This is a genomic window from Ruegeria sp. AL2, assembly GCF_056540845.1.
Map to the genome: position 1 here is coordinate 100,652 of NZ_JBQFXM010000009.1, position 24,645 is coordinate 125,296.

The 24,645-nt window shown below is 61.3% G+C and carries 28 protein-coding genes; 15 read left to right on the plus strand and 13 right to left on the minus strand.

The features are described from left to right. Nucleotides 1–30: 30 nt before the first annotated feature. On the minus strand, nt 31–801 hold the full coding sequence (locus ACR0ID_RS12895; RefSeq protein WP_267365974.1) for an FCD domain-containing protein: 771 nt from the start codon (nt 799–801) through the stop codon (nt 31–33). Between the two features lie 150 nt (nt 802–951). Between ACR0ID_RS12895 and ACR0ID_RS12900 the strand changes: the two genes are divergently transcribed. From ACR0ID_RS12900 to ACR0ID_RS12920, 5 genes are all read left to right on the plus strand, one after another. Further along, on the plus strand, nt 952–2,145 hold the full coding sequence (locus tag ACR0ID_RS12900; protein WP_480605954.1) for an aminotransferase-like domain-containing protein: 1,194 nt from the start codon (nt 952–954) through the stop codon (nt 2,143–2,145). Nucleotides 2,146–2,171: 26 nt separating this feature from the next. Further along, nucleotides 2,172–2,597, plus strand: coding sequence for a hypothetical protein (locus ACR0ID_RS12905; RefSeq protein ID WP_480494675.1), 426 nt, complete (start codon nt 2,172–2,174; stop codon nt 2,595–2,597). A 140-nt stretch (nt 2,598–2,737) separates the two neighbouring features. Then, the gene (locus ACR0ID_RS12910) at nt 2,738–6,193 is read left to right on the plus strand and encodes a chromosome segregation SMC family protein (RefSeq protein ID WP_480605957.1); all 3,456 of its coding nucleotides are present in this window, start codon (nt 2,738–2,740) and stop codon (nt 6,191–6,193) included. Nucleotides 6,194–6,246: 53 nt separating this feature from the next. Next, nucleotides 6,247–6,597: a hypothetical protein gene (locus ACR0ID_RS12915; RefSeq protein ID WP_480473899.1), complete on the plus strand. Its 351-nt coding sequence runs from the start codon at nt 6,247–6,249 to the stop codon at nt 6,595–6,597. A gap of 272 nt (nt 6,598–6,869) precedes the next feature. Further along, nucleotides 6,870–7,670 carry a hypothetical protein gene (locus ACR0ID_RS12920; protein ID WP_480605961.1) on the plus strand — a complete coding sequence of 267 codons (801 nt, stop codon included), beginning with the start codon at nt 6,870–6,872 and terminating at the stop codon, nt 7,668–7,670. Nucleotides 7,671–7,745: 75 nt separating this feature from the next. Here the strand turns inward: ACR0ID_RS12920 and ACR0ID_RS12925 are convergent, their stop codons facing one another. The 3 genes from ACR0ID_RS12925 to cobD are packed head-to-tail and all read right to left on the minus strand — an operon-like array spanning nt 7,746 to nt 10,803. Beyond that, on the minus strand, nt 7,746–8,909 hold the full coding sequence (locus tag ACR0ID_RS12925; protein WP_480605963.1) for a lytic murein transglycosylase: 1,164 nt from the start codon (nt 8,907–8,909) through the stop codon (nt 7,746–7,748). An 11-nt stretch (nt 8,910–8,920) separates the two neighbouring features. Further along, complete coding sequence (cbiB, locus tag ACR0ID_RS12930; protein WP_480519447.1) at nt 8,921–9,841, minus strand: adenosylcobinamide-phosphate synthase CbiB; 921 nt, start codon at nt 9,839–9,841, stop codon at nt 8,921–8,923. Next, entirely contained in the window at nt 9,838–10,803 is a 966-nt protein-coding gene (gene cobD / locus ACR0ID_RS12935; protein WP_480605966.1) for a threonine-phosphate decarboxylase CobD, read from the minus strand. Before cobD ends, cbiB begins: the two co-directional genes overlap by 4 nt. A gap of 185 nt (nt 10,804–10,988) precedes the next feature. Here cobD and ACR0ID_RS12940 point away from each other — a divergent pair, with 185 nt between their 5' ends. Continuing rightward, nucleotides 10,989–11,351 (plus strand): response regulator transcription factor, encoded by a 363-nt coding sequence (locus ACR0ID_RS12940; protein ID WP_209506176.1) that lies wholly within the window; start codon nt 10,989–10,991, stop codon nt 11,349–11,351. On the opposite strand, the gene ACR0ID_RS12945 is transcribed toward ACR0ID_RS12940, so the two are convergent. Next, nucleotides 11,333–12,322, minus strand: a complete 990-nt coding sequence (locus ACR0ID_RS12945; protein ID WP_480605969.1) for a glutathione S-transferase family protein — start codon at nt 12,320–12,322, stop codon at nt 11,333–11,335. The genes ACR0ID_RS12940 and ACR0ID_RS12945 overlap by 19 nt on opposite strands. Before the next feature lie 212 nt (nt 12,323–12,534). Here ACR0ID_RS12945 and ACR0ID_RS12950 point away from each other — a divergent pair, with 212 nt between their 5' ends. Further along, the gene (locus tag ACR0ID_RS12950; RefSeq protein WP_480605972.1) at nt 12,535–12,888 is read left to right on the plus strand and encodes a hypothetical protein; all 354 of its coding nucleotides are present in this window, start codon (nt 12,535–12,537) and stop codon (nt 12,886–12,888) included. A 148-nt stretch (nt 12,889–13,036) separates the two neighbouring features. On the opposite strand, the gene ACR0ID_RS12955 is transcribed toward ACR0ID_RS12950, so the two are convergent. Beyond that, complete coding sequence (locus ACR0ID_RS12955; RefSeq protein WP_480605975.1) at nt 13,037–14,209, minus strand: MalY/PatB family protein; 1,173 nt, start codon at nt 14,207–14,209, stop codon at nt 13,037–13,039. Between the two features lie 94 nt (nt 14,210–14,303). On the opposite strand from ACR0ID_RS12955, the gene def (ACR0ID_RS12960) reads away from it, so the two are divergent. The 5 genes from def (ACR0ID_RS12960) to ACR0ID_RS12980 are packed head-to-tail and all read left to right on the plus strand — an operon-like array spanning nt 14,304 to nt 16,760. After that, complete coding sequence (gene def, locus ACR0ID_RS12960; RefSeq protein ID WP_480605978.1) at nt 14,304–14,822, plus strand: peptide deformylase; 519 nt, start codon at nt 14,304–14,306, stop codon at nt 14,820–14,822. Further along, entirely contained in the window at nt 14,819–15,313 is a 495-nt protein-coding gene (def, locus tag ACR0ID_RS12965; RefSeq protein ID WP_480605980.1) for a peptide deformylase, read from the plus strand. The genes def (ACR0ID_RS12960) and def (ACR0ID_RS12965) overlap by 4 nt, the downstream gene beginning before the upstream one ends. Nucleotides 15,314–15,366: 53 nt before the next feature. Further along, nucleotides 15,367–16,275, plus strand: coding sequence for a methionyl-tRNA formyltransferase (fmt, locus tag ACR0ID_RS12970; RefSeq protein ID WP_480605983.1), 909 nt, complete (start codon nt 15,367–15,369; stop codon nt 16,273–16,275). 10 nt (nt 16,276–16,285) lie between these two features. Beyond that, complete coding sequence (locus ACR0ID_RS12975) at nt 16,286–16,522, plus strand: hypothetical protein (RefSeq protein ID WP_267364066.1); 237 nt, start codon at nt 16,286–16,288, stop codon at nt 16,520–16,522. A 1-nt stretch (nt 16,523) separates the two neighbouring features. Continuing rightward, nucleotides 16,524–16,760, plus strand: a complete 237-nt coding sequence (locus ACR0ID_RS12980; protein ID WP_480473887.1) for a GlsB/YeaQ/YmgE family stress response membrane protein — start codon at nt 16,524–16,526, stop codon at nt 16,758–16,760. A gap of 61 nt (nt 16,761–16,821) precedes the next feature. Here ACR0ID_RS12980 and ACR0ID_RS12985 read toward each other — a convergent pair whose 3' ends face one another. From ACR0ID_RS12985 to ACR0ID_RS13015, 7 genes are all read right to left on the minus strand, one after another. Beyond that, the gene (locus tag ACR0ID_RS12985) at nt 16,822–17,424 is read right to left on the minus strand and encodes a COG3904 family protein (protein ID WP_480605985.1); all 603 of its coding nucleotides are present in this window, start codon (nt 17,422–17,424) and stop codon (nt 16,822–16,824) included. 64 nt (nt 17,425–17,488) lie between these two features. Further along, nucleotides 17,489–18,112 carry a trimeric intracellular cation channel family protein gene (locus ACR0ID_RS12990; RefSeq protein WP_267364069.1) on the minus strand — a complete coding sequence of 208 codons (624 nt, stop codon included), beginning with the start codon at nt 18,110–18,112 and terminating at the stop codon, nt 17,489–17,491. Further along, complete coding sequence (gene rnhA, locus ACR0ID_RS12995; RefSeq protein ID WP_480519465.1) at nt 18,109–18,576, minus strand: ribonuclease HI; 468 nt, start codon at nt 18,574–18,576, stop codon at nt 18,109–18,111. Before rnhA ends, ACR0ID_RS12990 begins: the two co-directional genes overlap by 4 nt. Next, entirely contained in the window at nt 18,569–19,156 is a 588-nt protein-coding gene (locus ACR0ID_RS13000) for a class I SAM-dependent methyltransferase (RefSeq protein WP_480605988.1), read from the minus strand. The genes rnhA and ACR0ID_RS13000 overlap by 8 nt, the downstream gene beginning before the upstream one ends. Beyond that, a complete protein-coding gene (locus tag ACR0ID_RS13005) occupies nt 19,153–19,605 on the minus strand; it encodes a DUF3429 domain-containing protein (RefSeq protein WP_480473882.1) in 453 nt (150 codons plus the stop codon). The genes ACR0ID_RS13000 and ACR0ID_RS13005 overlap by 4 nt, the downstream gene beginning before the upstream one ends. Next, a complete protein-coding gene (gene ispH / locus ACR0ID_RS13010; protein ID WP_480605991.1) occupies nt 19,602–20,552 on the minus strand; it encodes a 4-hydroxy-3-methylbut-2-enyl diphosphate reductase in 951 nt (316 codons plus the stop codon). The genes ACR0ID_RS13005 and ispH overlap by 4 nt, the downstream gene beginning before the upstream one ends. 189 nt (nt 20,553–20,741) lie before the next feature. Further along, nucleotides 20,742–21,317, minus strand: a complete 576-nt coding sequence (locus ACR0ID_RS13015) for a LabA-like NYN domain-containing protein (protein ID WP_480605993.1) — start codon at nt 21,315–21,317, stop codon at nt 20,742–20,744. 149 nt (nt 21,318–21,466) lie between these two features. Between ACR0ID_RS13015 and folK the strand changes: the two genes are divergently transcribed. The 3 genes from folK (at nt 21,467) to ACR0ID_RS13030 (ending at nt 24,643) form a co-directional block, all read left to right on the plus strand. Beyond that, a complete protein-coding gene (gene folK, locus ACR0ID_RS13020) occupies nt 21,467–22,036 on the plus strand; it encodes a 2-amino-4-hydroxy-6-hydroxymethyldihydropteridine diphosphokinase (protein WP_480605996.1) in 570 nt (189 codons plus the stop codon). Between the two features lie 94 nt (nt 22,037–22,130). Continuing rightward, nucleotides 22,131–22,484, plus strand: a complete 354-nt coding sequence (rpoZ, locus tag ACR0ID_RS13025) for a DNA-directed RNA polymerase subunit omega (protein ID WP_209506215.1) — start codon at nt 22,131–22,133, stop codon at nt 22,482–22,484. Nucleotides 22,485–22,510: 26 nt separating this feature from the next. Next, a complete protein-coding gene (locus tag ACR0ID_RS13030; RefSeq protein ID WP_480473878.1) occupies nt 22,511–24,643 on the plus strand; it encodes a RelA/SpoT family protein in 2,133 nt (710 codons plus the stop codon). Nucleotides 24,644–24,645 lie beyond the last annotated feature (2 nt).

The window sequence follows — 24,645 nt, forward strand, 5'->3', positions numbered from 1 at the left end:
GCTCCGCTCCCGGAAGGCCTTCGGAAAGCGCTAGGCCTGACGGGTTTCGTGCTGCAACCTTTGCTGCGCAACGGCCTCGTTCCGCTCTGCCTTCTGCTGATCGATCATGCAGCGTTCGACAAAGCTCAGATGAGTTTCGACGGCCTGACGTGCGGCTGCCGGATCGCGGGCCTGAAGGGCCGCGTTGATAGTGCTGTGCTGGTCCAGAATGGCCTCGCGGGTCGCGCGCTGCCGGAACATTGTCCGTCGGTTATAGAACACTCCCTGCACCAGCAGGTCATACATTGACCGCATCATGTGCAGCATCACCACATTGTGGCTGGCTTCGATGATGGCCATGTGAAACTCGGCATCCAGCTGCGCCTCTTGGTCCGCGGCGTTCCGGTCATGGGCCGCCCGCATCTTGTCATAGATCGCCTGAACAACCTTCAGGTCGCTCTCTGATCCCAGCCGCGCGGCCCGTTCTGCCGCCAGCCCCTCCATGTCGCGGCGAAAGGACAGGTAATCGAATACGGCCTCGTCATGGCTGCTGAATAACCGGATCAGCGCTGGCGAAAAGGCCGACCCCAAAACCTCGGCCACATAGATCCCGGACCCGGCTTTTGTTGTCAGCAACCCCTGTTCCTGAAGCTCGGACACCGCATCGCGCAGGGACGGGCGCGACACGCCCATCCGTTCGGCCAACTCACGCTCGGGCGGCAGACGCTCACCGGGGCGCAGGATGCCGCGCAGGATCAACAGCTCGATCTGGCGAACGACCGCAAGCGACAGTTTTTCCGTCTGAACTTTCTGAAAAGGCATGGTTCGTTCCGAAATTGGTCAACTCATTTGACCATGGACAGGGGGGCTGTTCAAGAATACCCGGTCAAATCCGCTGAAATATTAGGTCAGAAGTGTTGACTTTAATTTGATAAAGCATAGGCTGCGCCGAAATGAGATCGGAGGAGCCTCATGTCCCAACACCCATTGTTTGCCACCCGGGCCTCCCGGATGAAGGCGTCAGAAATCCGCGAGCTGCTGAAACTGCTCGATCAGCCCGGTATCATTTCGTTTGCCGGTGGCATTCCGGACCCCGCGCTTTTCCCGGCTGAGGCTTTCGCGCAGGCGTTTCAGCAGGCATTGGGGCCGGACATGCAGGCGCAGGCGCTGCAGTATTCGGTCAGCGAAGGCTATGCGCCCCTGCGCCGGTGGCTGGTGCAGCACATGCGCGAGATCGGGGTGGAATGTGACATGGATAACGTCCTGATCACCTCTGGCTCGCAGCAGGCGCTGGATTATCTGGGCAAGCTGTTCCTGTCCCCCGGCGACACGGCCTTGGTCGGGTGGCCCACCTATCTGGGCGCTCTTGCCGCGTTCAACGCATATGAGCCGCGCTTTGACCGGCTCAATGGCAACAAGGGGGCCGATGAATTCAGGGCTGCGGCAGGGAATGGCGCCGTGAAATTCGCCTATCTGTCGCCCGATTTTGCCAACCCGACAGGCGAAACCCTGACTCGCCCTGGCCGTGAGGCCTTGCTGGACCTGACCGACGAACTGGACTGCGCGTTGATCGAAGACGGTGCCTATCAGGCGCTGCGCTATGATGGTGATCCGATCCCGCCGATCCTGGCTCTGGAACAGGCGCGCAAGGGGTCGATCGAAAACTGCCGGACGATATACTGTGGCAGCTTCTCGAAAACCCTGTCACCGGGTCTGCGCATGGGGTGGGTGGTTGCGGCCAAGCCGATCATCTCGCAGATGGTTCTGCTGAAACAGGCGGCGGATCTGCATTCGGCGACCATCAACCAGATGGCCGTGCATCAGGTCGCGGAAGCGTGCTTTGACACCCATATCCCGAAAGTGCGCGACGCTTACCGCGCGCGCCGTGATGCGATGCTGGATGCGCTGCAACAGCACATGCCCGACGGGGTGGCGTGGACGCGCCCCGAAGGCGGTATGTTCGTCTGGGTGACACTCCCGGCGGGGATCAGCGGGTCTGACCTGCTGGCGCATGCGCTGGATACGGTGAAAGTGGCCTTTGTGCCGGGGCAGGCGTTTTTCCCAGACGGCAGCGGGGCAAACACGATCCGGCTCAGCTTCTCGAACTCGGACGAGGCGACGATCCGCGAAGGCATCCGCCGGTTGGGCGAGGTTCTGCGCGCCTGACGTCTGGAAATGTTCTGTTAACCAATATGCTGCAACTCTGCGGCATGATCCGGTTTCTCGCACCTCTTCTGCTGGCCGCCTGCGCCGCCGGGACCCCGCATTTCCGCGACGTTCCTGCCACCCGCGTGGCGGTGAACGGCAGTGTGTTCGACGTGCGCGTGCGCGGCGATCTGGCCGAGGCGGTGCGGATCAACGCGCAATACGCCCCGCGGCTTGGCCCTGTTCGGGATCGCGCCGCGCTGGCCATGGCGCAGGTTTCGGGCTGCCCGATCCTCGACGTGCTGGGCGACGCGGCTGTCACGGTTGGTGTTCTGGGTTGTGACCGCGAGGCGGGGGAACGGCTGCTGCTGACTGCCGTCTCGACGCCCAGATATGAATGTATCGACTATGGTATCTACGAAAATGTCGGAGGCGACAGCGGCTATCAGGTCTTTGAATGCAGCCCATACTGACATACGCGTGTTCCTGCGCATTTCGGCAAGATGTTGTGGATAACTTGCACTGATATCCCATATCCTGCGCAACTGCGTTGACTCGGACCCCATCCCTTGCGCAGACTTTCAATTCATAGGAATCACGGGACACGCGGCCATTGCGTTTCAGCAAGCTCAAACTGACCGGCTTCAAAAGCTTTGTTGATCCGACCGATCTGATCATCGCGGACGGATTGACCGGTGTGGTGGGTCCGAATGGCTGTGGCAAGTCCAACCTTCTTGAAGCCTTGCGCTGGGTGATGGGGGAAAACCGCCCCAAATCCATGCGCGGCGGCGCGATGGAGGATGTGATCTTTGCCGGTGCCGCCACACGGCCCGCCCGCAATTTCGCCGAAGTTGTCCTGACCATGGACAATTCCGAACGTCTGGCACCCGCGGGGTTCAATGACACCGACCAGCTTGAAATCGTGCGCCGGATCACCCGCGATGTCGGCAGCGCCTACAAGACCAACGGCAAGGATGTGCGCGCGCGCGATGTGCAGATGCTGTTTGCGGATGCCTCGACCGGTGCCCATTCCCCCGCGCTTGTGGGGCAGAACCGCATCGCCGAGCTGATCAGCGCCAAACCCCGCGCCCGCCGTCGCATTCTGGAAGAGGCCGCCGGGATCTCGGGGCTGTATCAACGCCGGCATGAGGCCGAGTTGAAGCTGAAAGCGACCGAGGCCAACCTGACCCGCGTCGATGACGTGCTCGAGCAGTTGGGCGGGCAGCTTGCGCAACTGGCCCGTCAGGCCCGTCAGGCCGCACGCTATCGCGAAATCGGCGAACAGCTGCGTCAGGCCGAGGGGATGCTGCTCTATCGCCGCTGGAAAGAGGCCGACATGGCCCGCCAGCAGGCTGAAGACAAGCTGCGGGCCCGGATTTCCGAGGCCTCCCGCGCCGAGGCCGAAGCCCGCGCCACAGCAGCAAAAAGGGCCGGGATCGAAGAAACCCTGCCCCCTCTGCGCGAGGAAGAGGCCATCGCCGCCGCTGTCCTGCAACGCCAGCAGGTGCAGCGCGATCAACTGACCGATCAGGAAACCCGCGCGCGCCAGACCATTGAAACACTGACCAGCCGCATTCATCAACTCGGCAAGGATATCGACCGGGAAACCGGCCTGAACCGCGATGCGGGCCAGATGATCGAACGGCTGGAATGGGAAGCCCGCGAACTGGCCAAGGCCGCCGAAGGGCATGACGCGAAGGTGGCGGAAGCCGCAGAAATTGCCCGCGAAGCCGCGTCGATCCTTCAGAACCGCGAAGACCACCTGTCGCAGCAGACCGAAGATATGGCGCGTCTTGTCGCCCGTCACCAGTCGGCGCAGCGACTGGTCGAAGACAGCCGCAAGACGCTGGCACGCTCTGAGGGCGAAGAGGAAAAAGCCCGCCTGGCCGTGGATGAGGCCAGAACAGCCCTGACCCGTGCCAGCGAGGCGTTTGAAACTTCGCAGGAAAGCGAGGAAGAAGCCCGCGAAGCCGCCGAGGCCGCCGAAGAGGCGCTGGCCGCCGCAGATGAGTTGCGCAATGAAACGCAGGCCCGCGAAGCCGAGGCACGCGCGCAACGGTCCGAGGCCGAAGGCGAATTGGGTGCAATCCGCGCCGAAACAACCGCGCTTGCCAAGCTGGTGGAACGCGACACGGCCGAAGGCGGGCAGGTGATGGACCTGCTGCGCGTGGAACCGGGTTTTGAGAAGGCGCTGGGAGTAGCCTTGGCCGATGACCTCCGTGCGCCGCTGGTTGAAGGTGACGGCCCGTCCGGCTGGGTTCAGGTGGCAGGCTATGACAGCGATCAACCCTTGCCCGATGGGGTCGACCCGCTGGCGCTGCACGTGTCGGGTCCGGACAGGCTCAGCCGTCGCATCGCGCAGATCGGGCTGGTCGATGCGGATCAGGGCGCGCGGTTGCAGGCGTCGTTGAAGCCGGGCCAGCGTCTTGTGTCGCGCTCGGGCGACCTGTGGCGCTGGGACGGGTTCCGCGCCTGGGCCGAGGATGCGCCAAGTGCGGCGGCGCTGCGTCTGGAACAGCTCAACAAGCTTGAGGCGCTGAAACAGGAACTGGCCCGCACCGAGGCGCAGGCCGACGGTGCCCGCGCCGCGCATGAAACCCTGTCGCGGCAACTGGCGGACGTGACCGAGGCCGACCGACGCGCGCGCGAAGCCCGCCGTGCCGCCGATCAGCGCATGGCCGAAACCGCACGCCAGCTCAGCCGCGCCGAGGCGGATCGCAACCTCGCGCAGGGCAAGCTGGAAACCCTGGCCCTCGCCGTGGACCGTCACAAGGAAGACGCCATGTCCGCCCGCGTGCAACTGCGCGAGGCCGAGGCGGCGCTGAACGACCTAGGTGATCTTGCCAGCGCCCGCGCCGAGGTTGAAGACATCAAGCAGACGGTCGAGGCGGCGCGGATCACCATGCTGACCCACCGCTCGACCCATGATGAGCTGCGCCGTGAAGGCGACGCCCGCACCCGACGCACGCAGGAGGTCACCAAGGACCTGAGCGGCTGGCGGCACCGTCTGGAAACGGCCGAGAAACGGATTTCGGAACTTGCCGAGCGCAAGGAAAGTTCGGAAGAGGAACTGACCGAGGCTATGGCCGTCCCCGGCGAAATCGCCGAGGCGCGGGAAGAGCTGAACGAGTTGATCGAAGCCGCCGAAGCCCGGCGGGCCGATGCCGCTGACAAGCTGGCCGAAGCAGAAACACAGTTGCGCGAAGTGGTGACGGCCGAGCGTGAGGCCGAACGCCTGGCCTCAGAAGCCCGCGAAAACCGCGCCGCAGCCGAGGCGCGCAGTGACGCGGCAAAGGAAAGCGTGCTCGCGGCGGCAGAACGGATTGCCGAAGACCAGCAACTGACCCCGAACCAGTTGCTGAACCAGCTGGACGTCAACCCCGACCAGATGCCCGCCGCGGATGCTCTGGAAGCCGAAGTGAACCGCCACAAACGCCAGCGTGACGCCATGGGCGCGGTGAACCTGCGGGCCGAGGAAGACAGCAAGGACGTTCAGGAAGAATTTGACACGCTCAGCAGTGAAAAGGCCGATCTGGAAGAGGCGATCAAAGCCCTGCGCAGTGGCATCTCCAGCCTCAACCGCGAAGGGCGCGAGCGTCTGTTGACCGCGTTTGAACAGGTGAACTCGAACTTCGCGATGCTGTTCAAGCATCTCTTTGGTGGGGGCGAGGCCAATCTGGTCATGGTCGAAAGCGATGACCCGCTGGATGCGGGGCTGGAAATCATGTGTCAGCCGCCGGGCAAGAAACTCTCGACCCTCAGCCTGCTGTCGGGCGGCGAACAGACCCTGACCGCGACCGCGCTGATCTTTGGCGTTTTCCTGGCCAACCCGGCCCCGATCTGTGTGCTGGACGAGGTTGACGCGCCGCTGGACGATGCCAACGTCACCCGCTTTTGTGACCTGCTGGACGAGATGTGCCGCCAGACCGACACCCGTTTCCTGATCATCACCCACCACGCGGTGACCATGGCGCGCATGGATCGTCTGTTCGGCGTCACCATGCAGGAACAGGGCGTCAGCCAGCTGGTTTCGGTCGATCTGAAGAAGGCCGAGCAGATGGTGGCCTGACCGCTCACCGCAACGTTATGATGATTGCAGGCATAACGCGCTACCTTGGCCTCATGACGCGTTTCCTGATTTCCGCCCTCATCGCCGCCACCCCGGTTGTCGCCGCCGACTGGCCTGTCAAACCCGGCGATGTCCCGCTGACAGTGGCCGAGCTTGACGCCCTCGCAGGCCAGACGCTGACCTTTTACGATGATGGTCAGGCCAAATTTTCGGCCGGTGGGGCCTATTCCTATACCTACGCGGGCGGAGATTCCGCCTTTGGAACCTACGCCATCGCCGATGACGGTTCCGTCTGCATTGCGTACCGCAACGGGTTCAGCCGCTGCGACCTGTATGTCCACAGTGGCGAGCGGCTGATCCTGATCGATCAGAAAGGGGATCGATACCCGGTGCGGCCCGAATAAGGAAGTCAGCAGTTCAGGCCGGTCACTTTGGCAATGGACCAACCCGTGCAGCGTACTGAACCCGCGGCAGGTGCCAAAGGCTACGCCAGGAACATTAGCCCAAAAATGCACGCCCGAAGATAGGCCAGAACCAAACTGTGGGCACCTCGACACAGCGCGCTGGCGCAAAGCAGGGTAAGTCGTGCCAAAACCGCCGCCGCGGTTGACGAGCCACGCACCGCTTCGTTAGTGCAGCAGCGATCCCGTTTCGGCTTTGGGCAAGAGGTGCTGTTTTGGATTTTCAAGTTGCAAGTTTCTGGTTTGGCTCGCCGTTATCTTGCGTTGAAAGAGTATGCATTCAGTCCTTTCTGGATCATGGCTATGTCTTCCACCTGTACGTGCTGGATATGAACATGGATGTTCCCGAAGGCGTCGTTGTTCATGATGCCCGCGAAATCTATACAGATGAAACCACCGAAAACCTGACCGGTGGCCGACGACGGATGGCGGTCTATTCAGACATCTTCCGCATCCACATGTTGCAAAAAACCGACTATGTGTGGGTCGATCTGGATATCTACTGCGTCCGGCCGCTGGATGTTCCACCGGACTATCTGTTTGGTGTCGTCTGGCGCAACAAGGCGATGAACAATTGCGTCTTGCGCCTTCCCAAAAATTCTCTGGCACTGAGTCTGATCCTGAATTTCCTTGAGTCAGAAGTCCCGATCCCGTTTTGGTTGGGCAGTGATCGTGTTGAGAAACTGGTCAAACGCTATGAAGCGGGCGAGACAATCACGCTCTATGACCTTCCGTGGACGACAACCGGCCCAAGCGTGACCCGCTGGGCGCTGGGGGTCACCGGTGAAATCGACCGAGGCCAGCATTGGCATTTGTATTGGCCGCGTCGCGGGTTTCTGGACTCGGTCGAGAACATTGAAGACTACGAACCCGATTGGGCCCGGTTTCACCACTTCCAGGGCGAAACCCGCAGTGGTATTCGCAGCAAATTCGGTGGTATTCCTCCAAAGGGAAGTTACATTGATATTGTCTGTCAAAGACATGGAATTGACCCCGAGAAATATCCGGTCACATAATCAGCGGCGTCGGTGCCGATATCGTCGAATAATCTTGGGGTTTTGCGCCATACCGCAGCGGTGCGGGCCGCTGGATCAGAGTTTTTCCAGCAATTCCATCGTTGGCCATGCGTCCGCAGGCAGGCCCAGACGTTTCTGTTCCGCCTGCGTCGCAGCTCGCGTCCCTGACCCCAGAATCCCGTCGATCTTGCCGACATCATATCCTTTGGCCTGAAGCTTGGTCTGCAACTGTTTCATCTGTGCGCCATTCAGGCCCTGCGCGGGATTGCCCGCATCATAGATCTGGCCGCCCTCAAGCCGTGTTCCGAAATAGGCGGCAGTCAGAACATAAACAAAGCTCTGGTTCCATTCGAAATAGACATCGAAATTCGGATAGGCCAGAAAGGCAGGCCCGTTGCGCCCCTGTGGCAGGATCAGCGAGGCGGGTAGGTTGGCCAAGGACCCGCCGCGCGCCTGTACGCCCATCGCCTGCCATTCCTCCACCGAACGCGGTTTGCCGGGGCCGGACAGGGACCAATCCATCTGCGCGGGCACGGTGACCTCCTGCAACCAAGGCTCACCCGCGCGCCATCCCAGATGGGACAGCATTCTGGCCCCCGACATCAGCGCATCAGGTGCCGAGCTTTTCAGGCGGACATGCCCGTCACCGTCACCATCGACGCCGTTTTCCAGTATGTCACGCGGCAGCATCTGCACCATGCCGATCTCTCCGGCCCATGCACCGGTGGTGCGGGCCGGGTCGAAATCACCGTTCTGAAACAGCTCGATGGCGGCGAAGATCTGTGGCCGGAACAGCTCCGGGCGGCGGCAGTCATGCGCCAAAGTTACCAGTGCGTTGCGGGTGTTGAAGTCGCCTTGAAACGATCCGTAATCGGTTTCAAATGCCCAGAAGGCCAGCAGCACCCCGCGGGAAACGCCATATTCCCGCTCGATCCGATCAAAGACCGCATCGTATTTGCGCGACATCGCTTGCCCGCGCTCGATCCGGTTTTGCGAAATCAGACGACGAGAAAATTCAACAAAGGGCTTCTGAAAAACGCCCTGCGCCCGGTCGGCCTTCAGCACGGCGCTGTCCTGCTGCACCCCGTCAAAGAACCCGTTCACTGCTGATTTGTCCAAACCTTGCTGCACGGCCTCGGCCTTCAGCCCTTTGACAAAGGAATTAAAACCACCGCCACATTGCGCCAGCGCAGGTGAGGTGAACAGGGCAGCGGCGATCAGGCCAGAGAGTATACGCATGAAAAGGTCCGTCAGAATATCAGTTTGGCCCCAACCCACACTGACACGAGCCCAAGCGCAAGCCCCCAAACCCGCCAGAGCATGTCACATGCGCGAAAAACTTCTGATGCACCGATCTCGCGCGGGGCGTCGCCATTGACCCAGGCTAGGTCGCGCACCTGCCCGTCATAGCTGCGCGGCCCAGCCAGCGCGACATTCAGGGCGCGGGCCATGGCGGCCTCGGGCCAGCCAGCGTTGGGTGAGATATGGCGTTGCGCATCCCGCACCATCTCAGACCAGCGAGACCATTGGCCGGACAGCGCCACGATCATCACACAGGTCAGTCGGGCAGGGATCAGGTTCAGCAGGTCGTCGAACCGGGCCGCGGCCCAGCCAAAATCGCGGTACGTTTCGGTGCGATAACCGATCATGCTGTCGGCGGTGTTCACCGCCTTGTACACCAGCAACCCCGGAAGCCCCGCGACCAGAAACCAGAATGCGGGGGCAATGACCCCGTCGCTCAGGTTTTCTGCCGCACTTTCGATGGCGGAACGCGCCACCTGTGCTTCGGTCATATCCTGCGTGTCGCGCGAGACGATCATAGCCACCTGCGCCCGCCCGTCTTCCAGCGAAGATTGCAACCCGTAACCAACCGCGCGGACATGGGCAACCAGCGACTTTTGCGCCAACAGGATTGCGCAGCAAAGAATTTCAACCACCGGCCCCAGCTGCGACAGACCCCACCCAAGACCCCATGCGCCGCAGATCAGAAGGGCAAGCACGGCCACCCCTTTCAGCCTCCGTCTGCTTCCGTGGTTCAGGCACTTGTCCAGCCAGCCGATCAGGTTGCCGATCATCACCGCCGGGTGTTTGACGCGGGACCAGAGCCAATCGGGCTCTCCCAGTGCCGCGTCCAGACACAGGGCGCAGACCAGCATCAGGGCAGGGCTCACAGCGCGGCCTCCAGCCTGTCCCAGCCCTTTTCTGGCGGCAGACCCAGACGCAGAAAGGTTGCTGAATAGGGAAAGATACGGCTCCAGATATGGGCGCGGGCCAGCCGGTCCTGCCAGCCCAAGGCGTCATCGACTTTGTAAAGACGAAACAGGCTGGTGCCACCGACAATATTTGCGCCCCTGGTCAGCATCAGCGCATCCAGCCGGGCCGCCTCATCCGCCAGTCGCGCGCGCGTGGCATCGGCCCAGTCATCGTCCGACAGGGCCTGTGTCCCAACCCGCAGGGCCGGGCCGGACACTGACCAGGGTCCGGTCAGGTCGTTCAGGCGGTTGATCAGTTCAGGCCGCCCGATGGCAAACCCAAGCCGCATCCCGGCCAGCCCCCAGAACTTGCCAAAGCTCTTCAGCACGATCACGCCGGGACGTTCCGCCAGATGGATCAACGATACCTCTGGCGTGACATCGCAAAAGCTCTCGTCGATCACGGTCAGCGGGGCCGAGACGTCGCTTTCCTGCCAGATACGTCCGTCCGGGTTATTTGGATGCACGATCACGCGGGCGTCAGCCGCGCCCTCAGGCTGAACACGCCACCCCTGCGCCGAAAAGGCGGCGGCGTGTTCGTTATAGGTGGGCAGTGTGATCTGGACACGACCTGGCGCGGCCAGCGCCGGAATGCGAGAGATGACAGCCGATGCACCGGGTGCCGGCAGGATCTCAGCCCCCTGTGGCACGTTCCAGAACCTGCGGGCCGCATCACTCAGCCGTTCAAAGGCACCGTGATCCGGCAATTCGGCCCAATCTCCGGCGGTCAGACCCGCGACTGCGTAAGGATGCGGATTGATTCCGGTCGACAGATCGATCCAATCTGCGCGCGTTCCACCATACCTGACAATCGCCCTGTCCAGCCCCCCGCCGTGGTCGCGAACTGCGCGGGGGTCCAAGCCGTGATCAAGTGTACTCATCTGCTCTCTCTGCGGGGATTGACCGGTTTCGGGGTGCTTCAAGCGGATTTTTGCCATTTACACAAGCAAATCCGCCCGAACACGCAAGCGTGCGGCTGCTGTTAACACTTTGTTAAGGAAATAACGAGATCACGGACCACGGGGGTCGGCACCACTCACCATACCAAGTGCCGAGGTTGTTGCAAATGAAAGTTCTGATTGTTGAGAGTAACCCCGACCTTGGTCGGGTCTGGAAAAGACATCTGGAGCGGCAAGACGCTGAAGTCACGCTGGTTGACGCTCAGGAGGCCGCCATTCTGGCGCTCTATGGCACGGATTTTGATATCATCGTGCTGGATCTGGTTCTGGAAACCGGAAGCGCATTGGCTGTGGCCGATTTTGCCAGCTATCGCCGCCCCGAGGCGCGGGTGATTTTTGTCACCAACACCACCTTCTTTTCCGACGGGTCGATTTTTGCGCACAGTCCCAATGCCTGTGCCTATGTTCAAAGCGAAACGCCGCCAGAGGATCTGGCGGCGATGGTCGAACATTACGCTGCGGGGCGCTGACCGCGTCCATGCGGCTCCATGTAATCCAGCACCGGGTTCACCGGAATGATCCGGTGCGGATTGATGCTGTCATGGCTGTAGTGATAGTGGCGCACAATGTGGGCCATGTTCACGGTCTCGGCGACACCGGGCCATTGATACAGCTCACGCGTATAGGCCCATAGGTTCGGATAATCGACCAGGCGCCGCCGGTTGCACTTGAAATGCAGGTGATAGACCGGGTCGAAGCGGATCAGGGTTGTGAACAACCGCCAATCGGCTTCGGTGATCCGATCCCCCATCAGGTAACGGTTCCGGGCCAGACGCTCCTCCAGCCAGTCCAGCGTGTCGAACAATGGGTGTACGGCAGCGTCATAGGCGTCCTGCGTGGTGGCAAAGCCCGACTTGTAGACGCCGTTGTTGACGTCTGAATAGATGCGCGCATTGACCTCTTCGATCTCGTCCCGCATCGCCTCGGGCCAGTAATCGTCCGTATTGCCAGTGATATCGTTGAAGGCCGAATTGAACATGCGGATGATTTCCGAACTTTCGTTCGAAACGATGGTCTCCTGCACCTTGTCCCACAGGATCGGAACCGTGACGCGACCGGAATAGGACGGATCCGCCTTGGTATAGATCTGATGTGCGTGGCTCAGCCCGTAAAGACCGTCACCCGTGGCACCGTGATCATCCACCTCAAAGGTCCAGCCCTGGTCCAGCATGTCGGGATGCACGACCGAAACCGGGATCAGATCGCTCAGCCCTTTCAACGCGCGAAAGATCAGGGTGCGATGCGCCCAGGGGCAGGCGTGGCTGACATACAGGTGATACCGCTCGGCTTCGGCCCGGAACCCGCCTTTGCCCGACGGTCCCGCGCGGCCATCAGCGGTCAGCCAGTTGCGAAACTGCGCCGCGCTGCGTTTGAATGCGCCACCGGTGGATTTGGTGTCATACCAGGTGTCTTGCCATTTTCCGTCGACCAGCAGGCCCATATCTCATCCTCCGCACAGGCGTTTGGTCAAAGATAGGTCCAAGCCCCGCCCGTTCCTATGCATTTGCCCGCGCACAAGACCTGCATGCGCGCACAGCCAATGCTGGGATTTCTGTGCAACAAACCGCAGGCACAGCCTGCTCCGCGAACGCGTTCACTGGATTTTTACAACAGTTCCCGCACAATAGAGGTCATTAGCGGGGGAATGATTTAATGAGTACTTATGTTTCAAAGGAAATACGCGCCGAGTTGGATGCGGCCCGAATCGCCTCATTGAAAAAGGCCAGTCGCCTTCGTGTCCAAATGGGCGACAATACCTATAAAATTCTCAAATTGTGGAAAGATGGTTTCACGGTTGAGGCGGAAACAACACCGCGCCTGCGCGGGTTGGTCGATATCTATGACGGGGCCAATCTTTTGTATCAATGCCTGATCATTGCCGATCAGGATGAAGGCGGAGAGATGCGATACGAATTCAAGCGCAGCACCGCCGCCCATGACAAGGCACCGCTGGATTTCTACCGCGCCCCGGATGCGCCCATCGCACTGCTGGGCTACGAAGACTAGGCTCGGATTTTCATCGTCCCGGGTTCGGTCAGGGTGACGCCCACCATGCCGTAGGGCTGGCTATCGATTTGGAATTCACCATTCTGGTCCGCGCCCGGACAACAGGCGCGGTTCATCGTGAGGCCAGTCAAACCAGCCACCGCTTGGCTTATTGCAGGTCGCCAAAGGCCCGCTTCAGCCGCGCGCAGGCGTCCTCGACCCGCGCCCGTTGTGTGGCCAGGTTGAACCGTTCAAACGTTTCTCCGCCAGTGCCAAAGCCGGGCCCGGACGAGGTTGCAATCCGCGCATCCTCGCGCAGGCGGCGGACAAACTCGGTGTGATCCATGCCGGTGCCGGAAAAGTCGACCCAGGCCAGATAGGTCGCCTGCAAAGGCATCGACCAAAGGCCCGGAATCTCGGCGATGGTCTGGTCGAACAGACGCCGGTTTTCCTCCAGATGCGCGATCTGGGCATCTGCCCATTCCGCGCCGGCCGGGCTGTAGGCGGCGGTGATCATCGCCACACCCAACGCGCTGGGGCCATAATCCAGCGTTGTCAGCCGATGCTTCATCGCCTCGCGCAGTTTGGGGTTGGGAATGATCATGTTGCCGGTGTGCTGCCCGGCGATGTTAAAGGTCTTCGATGCCGCTGTCAGCGTCACCGTCCAAGGCCGCGCATCCGGGGCCGCCACATCCATCGGCACAAACTTGGCACCGGGATAGACCAGATCGTGGTGAATCTCGTCTGACACAAGGATCAGCCCGTTGCGCTCGGCAAATGCGGCCACGGCGCGCAGTTCCTCTGGCGTCCAGACCCGGCCCGACGGGTTCTGCGGCGAACACCACAGCAACATCTTCTCGGACCCGTCCAGCCGCGACTGCGCATCCTCCAGATCAAGCCCATAGCTGTCGCCGTCGCGCACCAGCGGGCATTCCACAACCCGGCGGCCCGCCTTGTTCACCTTATGGGCAAACTCATGGTAGACAGGGGTGAAGGTCACGATGCGATCGCCAGGCTCGGTCCAGACATCCAGCGACAGGGCAATAGCATTGCCCAGACCCTGAGACGTCAGAACCCAGTCCGTGTCAATTTCCCAGTCGTGGCGGGTTTTCATCCACCACTGAACCGAGGCCAGATACTCCGGGTGCGCCCAGGAATACCCGAACACGCCGTGATCTGTGGCCTTGCGCAACGCGTCGATCACGCAAGGGGCCGTCGGGTAATCGGAATCGGCCGTCCACATGGCCAGCCCGTCCTCGGGCGAGACACCGTACAGCATCTCCATCTTGTCCCATTTGGTACTGTTGGTGCCCCGGCGGTCGATCAGGTCGTTGAAAGTCATGTCAGCTCCATTCTGATGGTCGAAAGCTAACCGCAATTCAGGCAGGTGCAAGGGGGGCGTTGCGGCGCGGGGCACGATGCCCTAAATCAGCCTCATGAAACGTAACATCCTGATCTATCCCGACCCCCGTCTCAAGAAGGTCTGCGCCACCGTGGCCGACCTCACGGACGACCTGCGCGCACTGGCCGATGATATGCTGGAAACGATGTATGACGCCCCGGGTGTTGGCCTCGCCGCGCCACAGATCGGCGTGCTGGATCGCTTGATCGTGCTGGATTGCATTAAGGAAGAAGGCGAGGCGCCGCGCCCGCTGATCATGTTCAACCCGCAGGTCATCGCGGCCTCGGAAGAAACCAATGTCTACGAGGAAGGCTGCCTGTCGATCCCTGATCAATACGCCGAGGTGACGCGCCCCAAAGTGGTCGATGTGACTTGGATGGACCGCGACGGAAACCTGCAACAGGAAACCTTTGACGGGCTCTGGGCCACCTGCGTTCAGCACGAGATCGATCATTTGGACGGCAAGCTGTTCATCGACTATCTCAAGCCGCTGAAACGGCAGATGATCACCCGCAAGATGCAAAAGCTCAAACGTGAACGGGCCCGTGCATGACCGTTCGTACCTGCCTGCCATGGCCTGACAAGCGCCTGCGCAACAAGGCGGATGAGGTGCCCGAGATCACCGATGAGGTCCGCGCCATCTGGGACGACATGATCGACACGATGGAGGCGATGCCCGGCGTCGGTCTTGCCGCGCCACAGATCGGGGTGATGCTGCGGCTTGCCGTTGTTGACGGCTCTGCCGAACGGGGCCGGGCCGTGCGTCTGGCAAACCCGGAAATCCTGCACAGCTCGATCGAGCTGCGCGAACATGAAGAGGCCAGCCCGAATCTGCCCGGCGTCTCGGCCACAATCAAACGCCCGCGCGCGGTGACCGTGAAGTTCCTGAACGAACATGGCATGCTGGATCGCCGCGATTTCGTCGGGATCGATGCGACCAGCGTGCAGCACCAGATCGACCACCTGAACGGACGGATGTATTTCGACCGGCTCAGCAAGGTCAAACGTGATATGCTGCTGCGCAAGGCGCGCAAACAACCCTGACGTCCGTAGGCCGGGCTTCAGCCCGGCACCTGTCCCAACCGCCGGAGCCAACGATGCGCATCATCTTCATGGGAACCCCCGATTTTTCGGTCCCGGTGCTGGACGCACTCGTCAGAGCCGGGCACGACATCGCCGCCGTCTACTGTCAGCCCCCGCGCCCCGCCGGACGTGGCAAGAAAGACCGCCCGACACCGGTTCACGCCCGGGCCGAGGCGCTGGGCCTGCCCGTCCGCCACCCAACCTCTCTGAAATCTGCTGACGAACAGACCGCGTTTGCCGCGCTGAACGCCGATATCGCCGTCGTCGTCGCTTATGGCCTGATCCTGCCGCAACCCATTCTGGACGCGCCGCGACACGGCTGCCTGAACATCCACGCCAGCCTGCTGCCGCGCTGGCGCGGTGCCGCCCCGATCCACCGGGCGATCATGTCCGGCGATGCCGAAACCGGGATCTGCATCATGCAGATGGAGGCCGGTCTGGACACCGGCCCGGTCCTGCTGCGACAGGCAACCGCGATTGAGGTTGAAGAAACCACCGCGCATCTGCATGACCGGCTCTCGGCCATGGGGGCCGCGCTGATCGTCGAGGCTCTGGCCAAGCTGCCGGATCTCACACCGGAACCGCAGCCCGAGGATGGCGTGACCTATGCCGCCAAGATCGACAAGTCCGAGGCCCGCATCGACTGGACGCGCCCGGCGGTTGAGGTCGACAGGCAAATTCGCGGGCTGTCACCCTTTCCCGGCGCGTGGACCGAAATGAATGGCGAACGCATCAAGCTGCTGGCATCGCGGCTGGCAGACGGGCAGGGCGCAGCGGGTGAGGTTCTGAACAACGACCTGCACGTGGCCTGCGGTCAGGGCGCGGTCGAACTGCTGCGCTTGCAACGGGCGGGTAAAGGCGCGCAGGATAGGGAAACCTTCCTGCGGGGCTGGCCCATTCCCACCGGCACCCGCCTGACCTAGGAGAAGCCCGATGTTCATGGTGATGATGGGGACCGTCGTGATTGCCGGGATTGTCGGATATCTGTCCGAACAGACCGGGTTCACCCATAACGGCTATCTTCAGTCGATCATCATCTGCGTGGGCGGGGCGTTCCTGTTCTACTTCATCCGCATCATGTTCGGCATCAGCTTTGGCCCTCCGGGTCTGGACGCGGTGATCTCGTCTATCGGCGCCCTGATCATCGTGCCGACGCATTGGAGGAAATGACATGCCCGTCGTCGCCCTGATCATCATCGGCGCTGCCGCGGGGTTCCTCGCCACCCGCCTGATGCGGATCGAGGCGGACATTCCAACCACCATGCTGATCGGTGTTTTCGGGGCCCTGATCGGAGGGTTCGTTCTGCGGTTTCTGATAACCGTCATGGGCTGGATGTCGGGCTTTGTGGGCGCGGTTCTGGGCGCATTGCTGGTGATCTGGATCTGGCAGACCTACCTGCGCCGCTAGCATATTCCTTGGCCGCGCATTCCGTCCTGGAAACCTTCACTCGACAAGATAGTGCAGCAGATCAGCGCTCGTCGCACTCCAGCGCTGAACCAAGCGCCGGGGCGGCTTTCGTCGTCATATCGAACCGGTTCGCCTCGGCGGCGGTCATCCAGTGGATGCTGTCGGCCGGGGCCGCATACAGCGTGTACCAGTAAAACGCCTCATCCACACCAATGTCCCTGAAATAATCCAGATAGCGGTCATGTTCCGGGTCATCTTTGGGCAGCTCCGTCGCCACCAGCCCCGATCCGGCCCAGCTGTGAACACCGACACAGGCCCCCGGTTGCAAAACGCGGCGATGTCCGGCCAGAAACAGATCTGTGCCGCCGCTGGCAACCAGACCGTCCGATGGCACAACGGTATCGAACCCGGCCTTGCGCACCTCGCGGCTGAAGATGACATTGGCGTCGTCATCCACCGACCCCTCGATATATTGCAGCACCAGCGTGCGCGCTTCGGGATTTTCCGCGGTGACGTCTTCGAAAGCGGACAGCGTTGTTTCGTCAATCGTGCCCGAGGCGATGATCCGGTCACCCTCAGCAACAAAGCGGACGGGTGCATAATATGCGCCGCATGAGGCCAGCAAAGCCAGTGAGACCGCAATCGATGTAAGTCTGAACGGCATTTGGCCTCCGGGCTGCGCGTTCCAAACAGCTATCAGCCCGCCCCGGTCGCGTCCACCGACAGGTTCAGTTTCGGGGCGGGCGGCTTTTGTAGACGGGCAACTGCCAGCCAAACACCAGCGACCCGGCCCGCAAGGCCCAGCACACAAGGGCGCACAGGCCCAGCACAAAGGCGGGCTCCAGCCCCAGCCTGACCGCAAGGACCGCCGTCAACGCCCCCACAAACGCGCACGAGACGTAAAGTTCGCCCTGTTTCAGGACCAGCGGCACCTCGTTGCAGACCACGTCGCGCATCAGCCCGCCCAGACACCCGGTCGTCACACCCATCAGCACGACGATGATACCGGGCTGATCCAGTGACAGCGCGGCACCGGTTCCGGCCGCAACGGCGACCGACAGCGCGAAACTGTCCAGCCAGACCAGCCAGTTATAGCGGCTTTCCACCAGATGGGCGGTAAAGAACACAAACACCGCCGCCGCGACGGCGATCAGGATGTAATCCGGCTGGCCGACCCAGAAGATCGGGTGCCGGTCCAGCAGCAGGTCGCGTACCGTGCCGCCGCCAACTGCGGTCAGGCAGGCCATGAAAGCAAAACCCACCAGATCCAGCTGCGCCCGGCTGGCCACCAGCGCCCCGGTCAGCGCAAAGATCAGAACCGAGGCATAATCCAGCAGCGTCAGCGCGCTCACGCCTGCGCCTTTTTCGGCTTGAAGGGCGCCATGCCTGCGCGGGCCAGTTCATCGGCCTTTTCGTTTTCGGGATGGCCCGCATGGCCCTTGACCCATTCCCATGTCACATCATGTCGTTCCTGCGCCTCGTCCAGACGCTGCCACAGATCGACATTCTTGACCGGCTTCTTGTTCGAGGTTTTCCAGCCATTCCGCTTCCAGCCGAATATCCAGCCGGTGACGCCGTTCTTCACATAGGCGCTGTCGGTGACAATGGTGATCTTCGACGGGCGCTCCAGCGTCTCCAGCGCGCTGATGGCAGCCAGCAACTCCATCCGGTTGTTGGTCGTCTCGGCCTCGCCGCCGTTCAGTTCCCGCTCTTTCAGAACCCTGTCCCCGTTCTTCGCGCGCAGCAGCACGCCCCAGCCTCCGGGGCCGGGATTGCCGGAACAGGCGCCATCTGTATAGGCAAACAACTCAGGCATGGGCGAACACCAGAATAAACCCGTCGTACGACCCGGCCAGACCCTTGCCCATTCCTTCGACCGCGCGGTCAACCGTGAACCCGGCCTGGGTCAGCGCCTCTCGGATTTCGGCTTCCGAGTAATAGGTGTAATAGCGGTCCAGATCGTCACGATGCTCGCCCGTGCCCAGCTTCATGCCCAGAAACAGCTGGCCTCCGGGCTTCAGGGCCGTGTGGATCGCTTTCAGGTGACGCGGAAAATCCGCACGCGGCGCGTGCAGCAGGGAAAAACTGGCGTAGACGCCATCATATTCGGCGGTTTCGGTAACGTCGTCGAACGTGCCCAGATGCGCGTCCACCCCGTTCCGGCGGGCATGTTCGACAAAGGCGGGGGTGGCATCCAGCGCCCGCACCTTCAGCCCCTGACGCATCAGGAAACCGCTGTCCGATCCGGGTCCTGACCCCAGATCCAGCACATAACCGCCCGCACCGACCGCATCGGCAAAATCCTGACGGGTCTTGAGCTGTTCGGCTGGCAAAGGAATGGCCAGATATTCGTTTACTCTCTTCGTATAGGCATCAATTGTGCGTTTGTCGCTCACAGGTACACTCCGACGGCTAGGCTGGCCAGAACGACTGCGGTCAGCAGGATACGCAGCTGCATCCACCAGACCGGCGTCAGCCGCCAGTATGAAAACAGGGCGTCCAGCAGCAGCAAGCCGGTGAACCCGTAGATCAGATTGGTGCCCGCAGTGACCGGCCCGCCGCCCGTCATGGCAAAGGCCCACAGCGCAGGCAGGACCGACAGCGCATAACACAGCGCCGCCTTGCTGCCCGAGGTTTTGGTGGCAAACCCCCACAGCACACCTGACATAAAGCTCAGGATGACCGAGCCATAAAACAGCTGCACATAAGGCCCGACAAAGCGCGGGCCAAATGTATGCGTGCCCCAGTCGTTCAGATCGCCGTTCAGATATGTCAGCGCGCCCCAGACAAACGGGACCAGTCCCGCCAGCCCCAGATAGAGAGGCGCCTTCGGCACGCCGGTCACGCCGGTTGCCTCAACACGCGCGGTACTTTGAACTCGACGTTTTCGGTTGCGGTCTCGACCGGCTCGACAGTGACATCGTAATGGTCGCGGAAGGCGTCGATCACCTCGTTCACCAGCAATTCCGGGGCCGATGCGCCTGCGGTCACCGCAACGCTTTCGATGCCCTGCAAAGCGCGCCAGTCGATCTCGGTCGCACGCTGGACCAGCTGCGCGTATTTGCACCCCTCGCGTGAGGCAACCTCGACCAGACGGCGGGAGTTTGACGAGTTCGGAGCTCCCACAACCAGCAGCGCATCGGCCTTGGGGGCCACGGCCTTCACGGCCTCCTGCCGGTTGGTGGTGGCATAACAGATGTCTTCCTTATGCGGCCCGACAATGGCCGGGAACCGGTCCTGAAGGGCTGCGATGATGTCCTTGGTATCATCCACCGACAGGGTGGTCTGGGTGACAAAGGCCAGCTTGTCGGGGTCGCGCACCTGCACGGTGCTCACATCCTCGACCGTTTCGACCAGCAGCACATCACCCTTTGGCAGCTGTCCCATCGTGCCAACGGTTTCGGGATGGCCCTTGTGGCCGATCATGATCATCTGCAATCCCGCATCCGCATGACGCTGCGCCTCGACATGAACCTTCGACACCAGGGGACAGGTGGCATCCACATAGATCATCTCACGTTGCGCGGCTTCGGCGGGTACCGATTTCGGAACACCATGGGCGGAAAAGATCACCGGGCGGTCATCGGGGCATTCATGCAGTTCTTCGACAAACACAGCCCCTTTGGCCCGCAACCCGTCGACCACGAATTTGTTATGCACGATCTCGTGGCGCACATAGACCGGCGGCCCCCATTTCTGCAGGGCCATTTCAACGATCTTGATGGCGCGGTCCACACCGGCGCAGAACCCGCGGGGGGCGGCCAGGTAAAGTGTCAGTGGCGGCTTGGTCATTCGGCTGTCTCCTTAGGGCACAGGTAAGTCTTTTCCCGGCCTTGGTCCAGACAGGACATTGTCATTCATCTGACACGAATCGTTGTTAGTCAGAGGATGTTTAAGCACCAATCCTTAGTTAAAGAAGCGCGGCCAGGACCCCGGTCCTGACCGCGCGAATTTTTCCCATCAACAGGCAGTGGTGCCGGATCAGCTGCCGCCTGCAACCGCGACGCTGCGATGCTCTGCCGGCATTTCACGCGGCGGGCGACCGATCACGTCGCGCAGGTCTTCCAACTCGATGAAGTTGTCGGCCTGTCGGCGCAGTTCGTCCGAAATCATCGGCGGCTGACTGCGGATGGTCGACACGACTGATACGCGAACGCCCTGACGTTGCAGGCTGGCGATCAGCGGGCGGAAATCCCCGTCACCCGAGAACAGCACGATATGATCCACACGCGGTGCCAGTTCCATGGCATCGACCGTCAGCTCGATATCCATGTTTCCTTTGATTTTCCGACGCCCCATGCTGTCGGTGTATTCCTTGGCCGGTTTTGTGACCATGGTGAAGCCGTTGTAATGAAGCCAGTCAACCAATGGGCGGATCGGTGAATACTCGTCGTTTTCAAGCAGCGCTGTATAGTAGAAAGCCCGAAGCAACTTGCCACGGCGCATGAATTCCTGCCGCAGAAGTTTGTAGTCTATGTCAAAACCGAGTGCTTTTGCCGCGGCATAAAGATTCGAGCCGTCGATGAACAGCGCTAGCCGTTCGTCCTTATAAAACATAAATAGGTCCTTCCGGTATAATCCAGATTGCGCCGCGTTACGTGAGTGAGTGGGTGTGTGAGTTATAATATGGCGCACTCTGGTGGGCTTATAATTAGAACTTTTGTCGGTTATCGCAAGTATGCAATGTGTCGAATATAGGGTAGCATATGTACAATTCTTTGCCAAATGCGGTTGTGGCATTGGGCGCAAATCTCGATCTGAGAGGAAATGGGCCCGCTGTAACGCTACAGCGCGCAATTGACGCACTTTCGCAACAGGGCGTAGTGATTCGCTCTGTCAGCCGGTTTTTTGCGACACCCTGCTTCCCCGCTGGCGCTGGTCCGGACTACGTGAATGCGGCTGTGCTGATCGAAACCGACAAATCCCCGGCCCAGCTTTTGCGCGTACTGCACGAGGTTGAACACCAGTTCGGTCGTGAACGGGTGCAGCGCTGGGGAATGCGGACGCTGGATCTGGATTTTGTGTGCTATGGCGATCAGATTCTGCCCGACCGCGCCCTGTTCGACCGCTGGCTGACTCTGCCGCCCGAGGCACAGCGGCAAGAAGCACCGGAACAGTTGATCCTGCCGCATCCGCGCCTTCAGGACCGCGCTTTTGTGCTTGTGCCGATGGCGGATATTGTGCCCGACTGGCGCCACCCTGTGCTTGATCGCACGGTTTCCCAGATGGTCGCCGACCTGCCCCCATCCGAGGTTGCAGCGGTTACGCCGCTGTGATCCCTGCAAATGCAGCATTTCCTGCTTGTCAAGGCGCGGAATCGCGCTTAGATAAACCTCTTCCTGACATGGACTCAGAAACGGAGAGCGCCCAATGGCCCGCGTGACGGTTGAAGATTGCGTAGACAAGGTTCCAAACCGGTTCGAACTGGTGATGCTGGCCGCCCATCGGGCGCGCGAGATTTCTGCCGGTGCCGCGATTACCGTTGACCGCGACAACGACAAGAACCCTGTCGTGTCCCTGCGCGAAATCGCCGACGAGACCCAAGGCGCGGACGCCCTGCGCGAACGCCTGATCGAGGCCAACCAGACCCAGATCGAGGTTGATGAGCCGGAAGAAGATCAGATGGCGCTGCTGATGGGTGCCGAGTCGGACAAGCCTGCGATGGACGACATGTCCGAAGAAAAGCTCCTGCGCGCTCTGATGGAGGCTCAAGGGCAGGGGTAAGCTCCAAAGACGAAGGTGCGGGCCGGATGATTTCTGCTGACGATCTGATTGCGCTGGTCCGCAACTACAATCCCAAGACGAATGCTGAACGTCTCGCGCTGGCCTATGAGTTCGGCCAGCAGATGCATGCAGGGCAATTCCGCCACTCTGGCGAGCCCTACTTTACCCACCCTGTTGCCGTTGCCGCCATCCTGACCGAACAGCGTCTGGATGATGCGACGATCATTACGGCTTTGCTGCATGACACGATCGAAGACACCAAGGCCAATTACGGCAAGGTGTCCGACCTGTTCGGTGATGAGGTCGCCAAGCTGGTCGATGGCGTCACCAAGCTGACCAACCTGCAACTGTCCAGCCGCGAAACCAAACAGGCCGAGAATTTCCGCAAGCTGTTCATGGCCATGTCCAAGGACCTGCGGGTCATTCTGGTCAAGCTGGCCGACCGTCTGCACAACATGCGCACCATCAAGGCGATGCGGCCCGAAAAGCAGGTTCAAAAAGCGCGCGAGACGATGGATATCTACGCGCCGCTTGCGGGCCGCATGGGGATGCAATGGATGCGCGAGGAGCTCGAAGACCTCGCGTTCCGCGTCCTGAACCCCGAAGGCCGCCAGTCGATCATCCGTCGCTTTATCACGCTGCAACGCGAAACCGGCGATGTGATCCACCGCATCACCGGCGACATGCGCCACGAGCTGGAAAAGGCAGGCATCGAGGCCGAAGTCTTTGGCCGCGCCAAGAAACCCTATTCGATCTGGCGCAAGATGCAGGAAAAGGACCAGGGCTTCTCGCGCCTCTCGGATATCTACGGGTTCCGCATCATCACGCAGACGGAAGAAGACTGCTATCGCACGCTTGGGGCCATCCATCAGCGCTGGCGCGCGGTGCCGGGGCGGTTCAAGGACTATATCAGCCAGCCGAAATCGAACGGCTACCGTTCAATCCATACCACGGTTTCAGGGCGCGACGGCAAACGGGTCGAGGTTCAGATCCGCACCCGCCAGATGCACGATGTGGCCGAAACCGGCGTTGCGGCGCACTGGTCCTACCGGGACGGGGTGCGCACGGAAAACCCCTTTGCCGTCGACCCGGCGAAGTGGATATCCAACCTGACCGAGCAATTTGACAACGAGGATGATCACGAAGATTTCCTCGAAGCCGTCAAGCTCGAGATGTATTCGGACCAGGTCTTCTGCTTCACCCCCAAGGGCGACGTGGTGAAACTGCCGCGGGGCGCGACCCCGATCGATTTCGCCTATGCCATCCACACCCGGATCGGCCATGCCTGCGTGGGGGCCAAGGTCGATGGCATTCGTGTGCCGCTCTGGACGCGGATGAAGAACGGCCAGTCCGTGGATATCATCACCGCTGACGGGCAGACACCGCAGGTCACGTGGCTTGAGATTGCAGTCACCGGCAAGGCCCGTACCGCCATCCGTCGCGCCCTGCGCGAGGTGGATCGCGAACGGTTCATCAAGCTGGGCAAGGAACTGGCGCGCTCGGGCTTTGACCATGTGGGGCGCAAGGCCACCGACAAGGCGCTTGATACCGCCGCCAAGCACCTGCGCCTGAAAGACCGGCATGAATTGCTGGCCCGTCTGGGCAGTGCCGAACTGACCGCTCATGAGGTGGTTCAGGCCGTTTATCCAGAACTGGCTCAGGATGACGGCGACGCCATTCCGCTGCGGCGCGCCGTGATCGGTCTTGAGCCCGGCCAGAAATTCGACCGCGCGCCCTGCTGCCAGCCGCTGCCGGGCGAACGGATCGTCGGCATCACCTACCGGGGCAAGGGTGTTGTGGTGCACGCGATCGACTGCGACAAGCTCAGCCAATATGAAAGCGAACCGGAACGCTGGGTCGATCTGCATTGGCATTCTGGCACGCACCCGGCCGTCTATGGGGCGACACTGGATCTGACCATCGGCAACGATGCCGGGGTTCTGGGGCGCATTTGCACATTGATCGGCGAGAAAAAGGCCAATATCTCAAACTTGGAATTTGTGGACCGCAAACCGGATTTTTACCGCCTGCTGATCAATGTCGAACTGCGCGACCTTGAACAGTTGCATTCGCTGATGCTGATGCTTGAGGCTGAAAGCGACGTTGCAGCGGTCGAGCGTTATCGGGACCGGACCAAAACCGCGACCGCGGCTGGCTGAGA

Coding starts and splice junctions, on each gene's coding strand:
- ACR0ID_RS12895 (WP_267365974.1), bottom strand. CDS start 801: ATGCCTTTTCAGAAAGTTCAGACGGAAAAACTGTCGCTTGCGGTCGTT.
- ACR0ID_RS12900 (WP_480605954.1), top strand. CDS start 952: ATGTCCCAACACCCATTGTTTGCCACCCGGGCCTCCCGGATGAAGGCG.
- ACR0ID_RS12905 (WP_480494675.1), top strand. CDS start 2,172: ATGCTGCAACTCTGCGGCATGATCCGGTTTCTCGCACCTCTTCTGCTG.
- ACR0ID_RS12915 (WP_480473899.1), top strand. CDS start 6,247: ATGACGCGTTTCCTGATTTCCGCCCTCATCGCCGCCACCCCGGTTGTC.
- ACR0ID_RS12925 (WP_480605963.1), bottom strand. CDS start 8,909: ATGCGTATACTCTCTGGCCTGATCGCCGCTGCCCTGTTCACCTCACCT.
- cobD (WP_480605966.1), bottom strand. CDS start 10,803: ATGAGTACACTTGATCACGGCTTGGACCCCCGCGCAGTTCGCGACCAC.
- ACR0ID_RS12940 (WP_209506176.1), top strand. CDS start 10,989: ATGAAAGTTCTGATTGTTGAGAGTAACCCCGACCTTGGTCGGGTCTGG.
- ACR0ID_RS12945 (WP_480605969.1), bottom strand. CDS start 12,322: ATGGGCCTGCTGGTCGACGGAAAATGGCAAGACACCTGGTATGACACC.
- ACR0ID_RS12950 (WP_480605972.1), top strand. CDS start 12,535: ATGAGTACTTATGTTTCAAAGGAAATACGCGCCGAGTTGGATGCGGCC.
- ACR0ID_RS12955 (WP_480605975.1), bottom strand. CDS start 14,209: ATGACTTTCAACGACCTGATCGACCGCCGGGGCACCAACAGTACCAAA.
- def (WP_480605978.1), top strand. CDS start 14,304: ATGAAACGTAACATCCTGATCTATCCCGACCCCCGTCTCAAGAAGGTC.
- def (WP_480605980.1), top strand. CDS start 14,819: ATGACCGTTCGTACCTGCCTGCCATGGCCTGACAAGCGCCTGCGCAAC.
- fmt (WP_480605983.1), top strand. CDS start 15,367: ATGCGCATCATCTTCATGGGAACCCCCGATTTTTCGGTCCCGGTGCTG.
- ACR0ID_RS12975 (WP_267364066.1), top strand. CDS start 16,286: ATGTTCATGGTGATGATGGGGACCGTCGTGATTGCCGGGATTGTCGGA.
- ACR0ID_RS12980 (WP_480473887.1), top strand. CDS start 16,524: ATGCCCGTCGTCGCCCTGATCATCATCGGCGCTGCCGCGGGGTTCCTC.
- ACR0ID_RS12985 (WP_480605985.1), bottom strand. CDS start 17,424: ATGCCGTTCAGACTTACATCGATTGCGGTCTCACTGGCTTTGCTGGCC.
- rnhA (WP_480519465.1), bottom strand. CDS start 18,576: ATGCCTGAGTTGTTTGCCTATACAGATGGCGCCTGTTCCGGCAATCCC.
- ispH (WP_480605991.1), bottom strand. CDS start 20,552: ATGACCAAGCCGCCACTGACACTTTACCTGGCCGCCCCCCGCGGGTTC.
- ACR0ID_RS13015 (WP_480605993.1), bottom strand. CDS start 21,317: ATGTTTTATAAGGACGAACGGCTAGCGCTGTTCATCGACGGCTCGAAT.
- folK (WP_480605996.1), top strand. CDS start 21,467: ATGTACAATTCTTTGCCAAATGCGGTTGTGGCATTGGGCGCAAATCTC.
- rpoZ (WP_209506215.1), top strand. CDS start 22,131: ATGGCCCGCGTGACGGTTGAAGATTGCGTAGACAAGGTTCCAAACCGG.
- ACR0ID_RS13030 (WP_480473878.1), top strand. CDS start 22,511: ATGATTTCTGCTGACGATCTGATTGCGCTGGTCCGCAACTACAATCCC.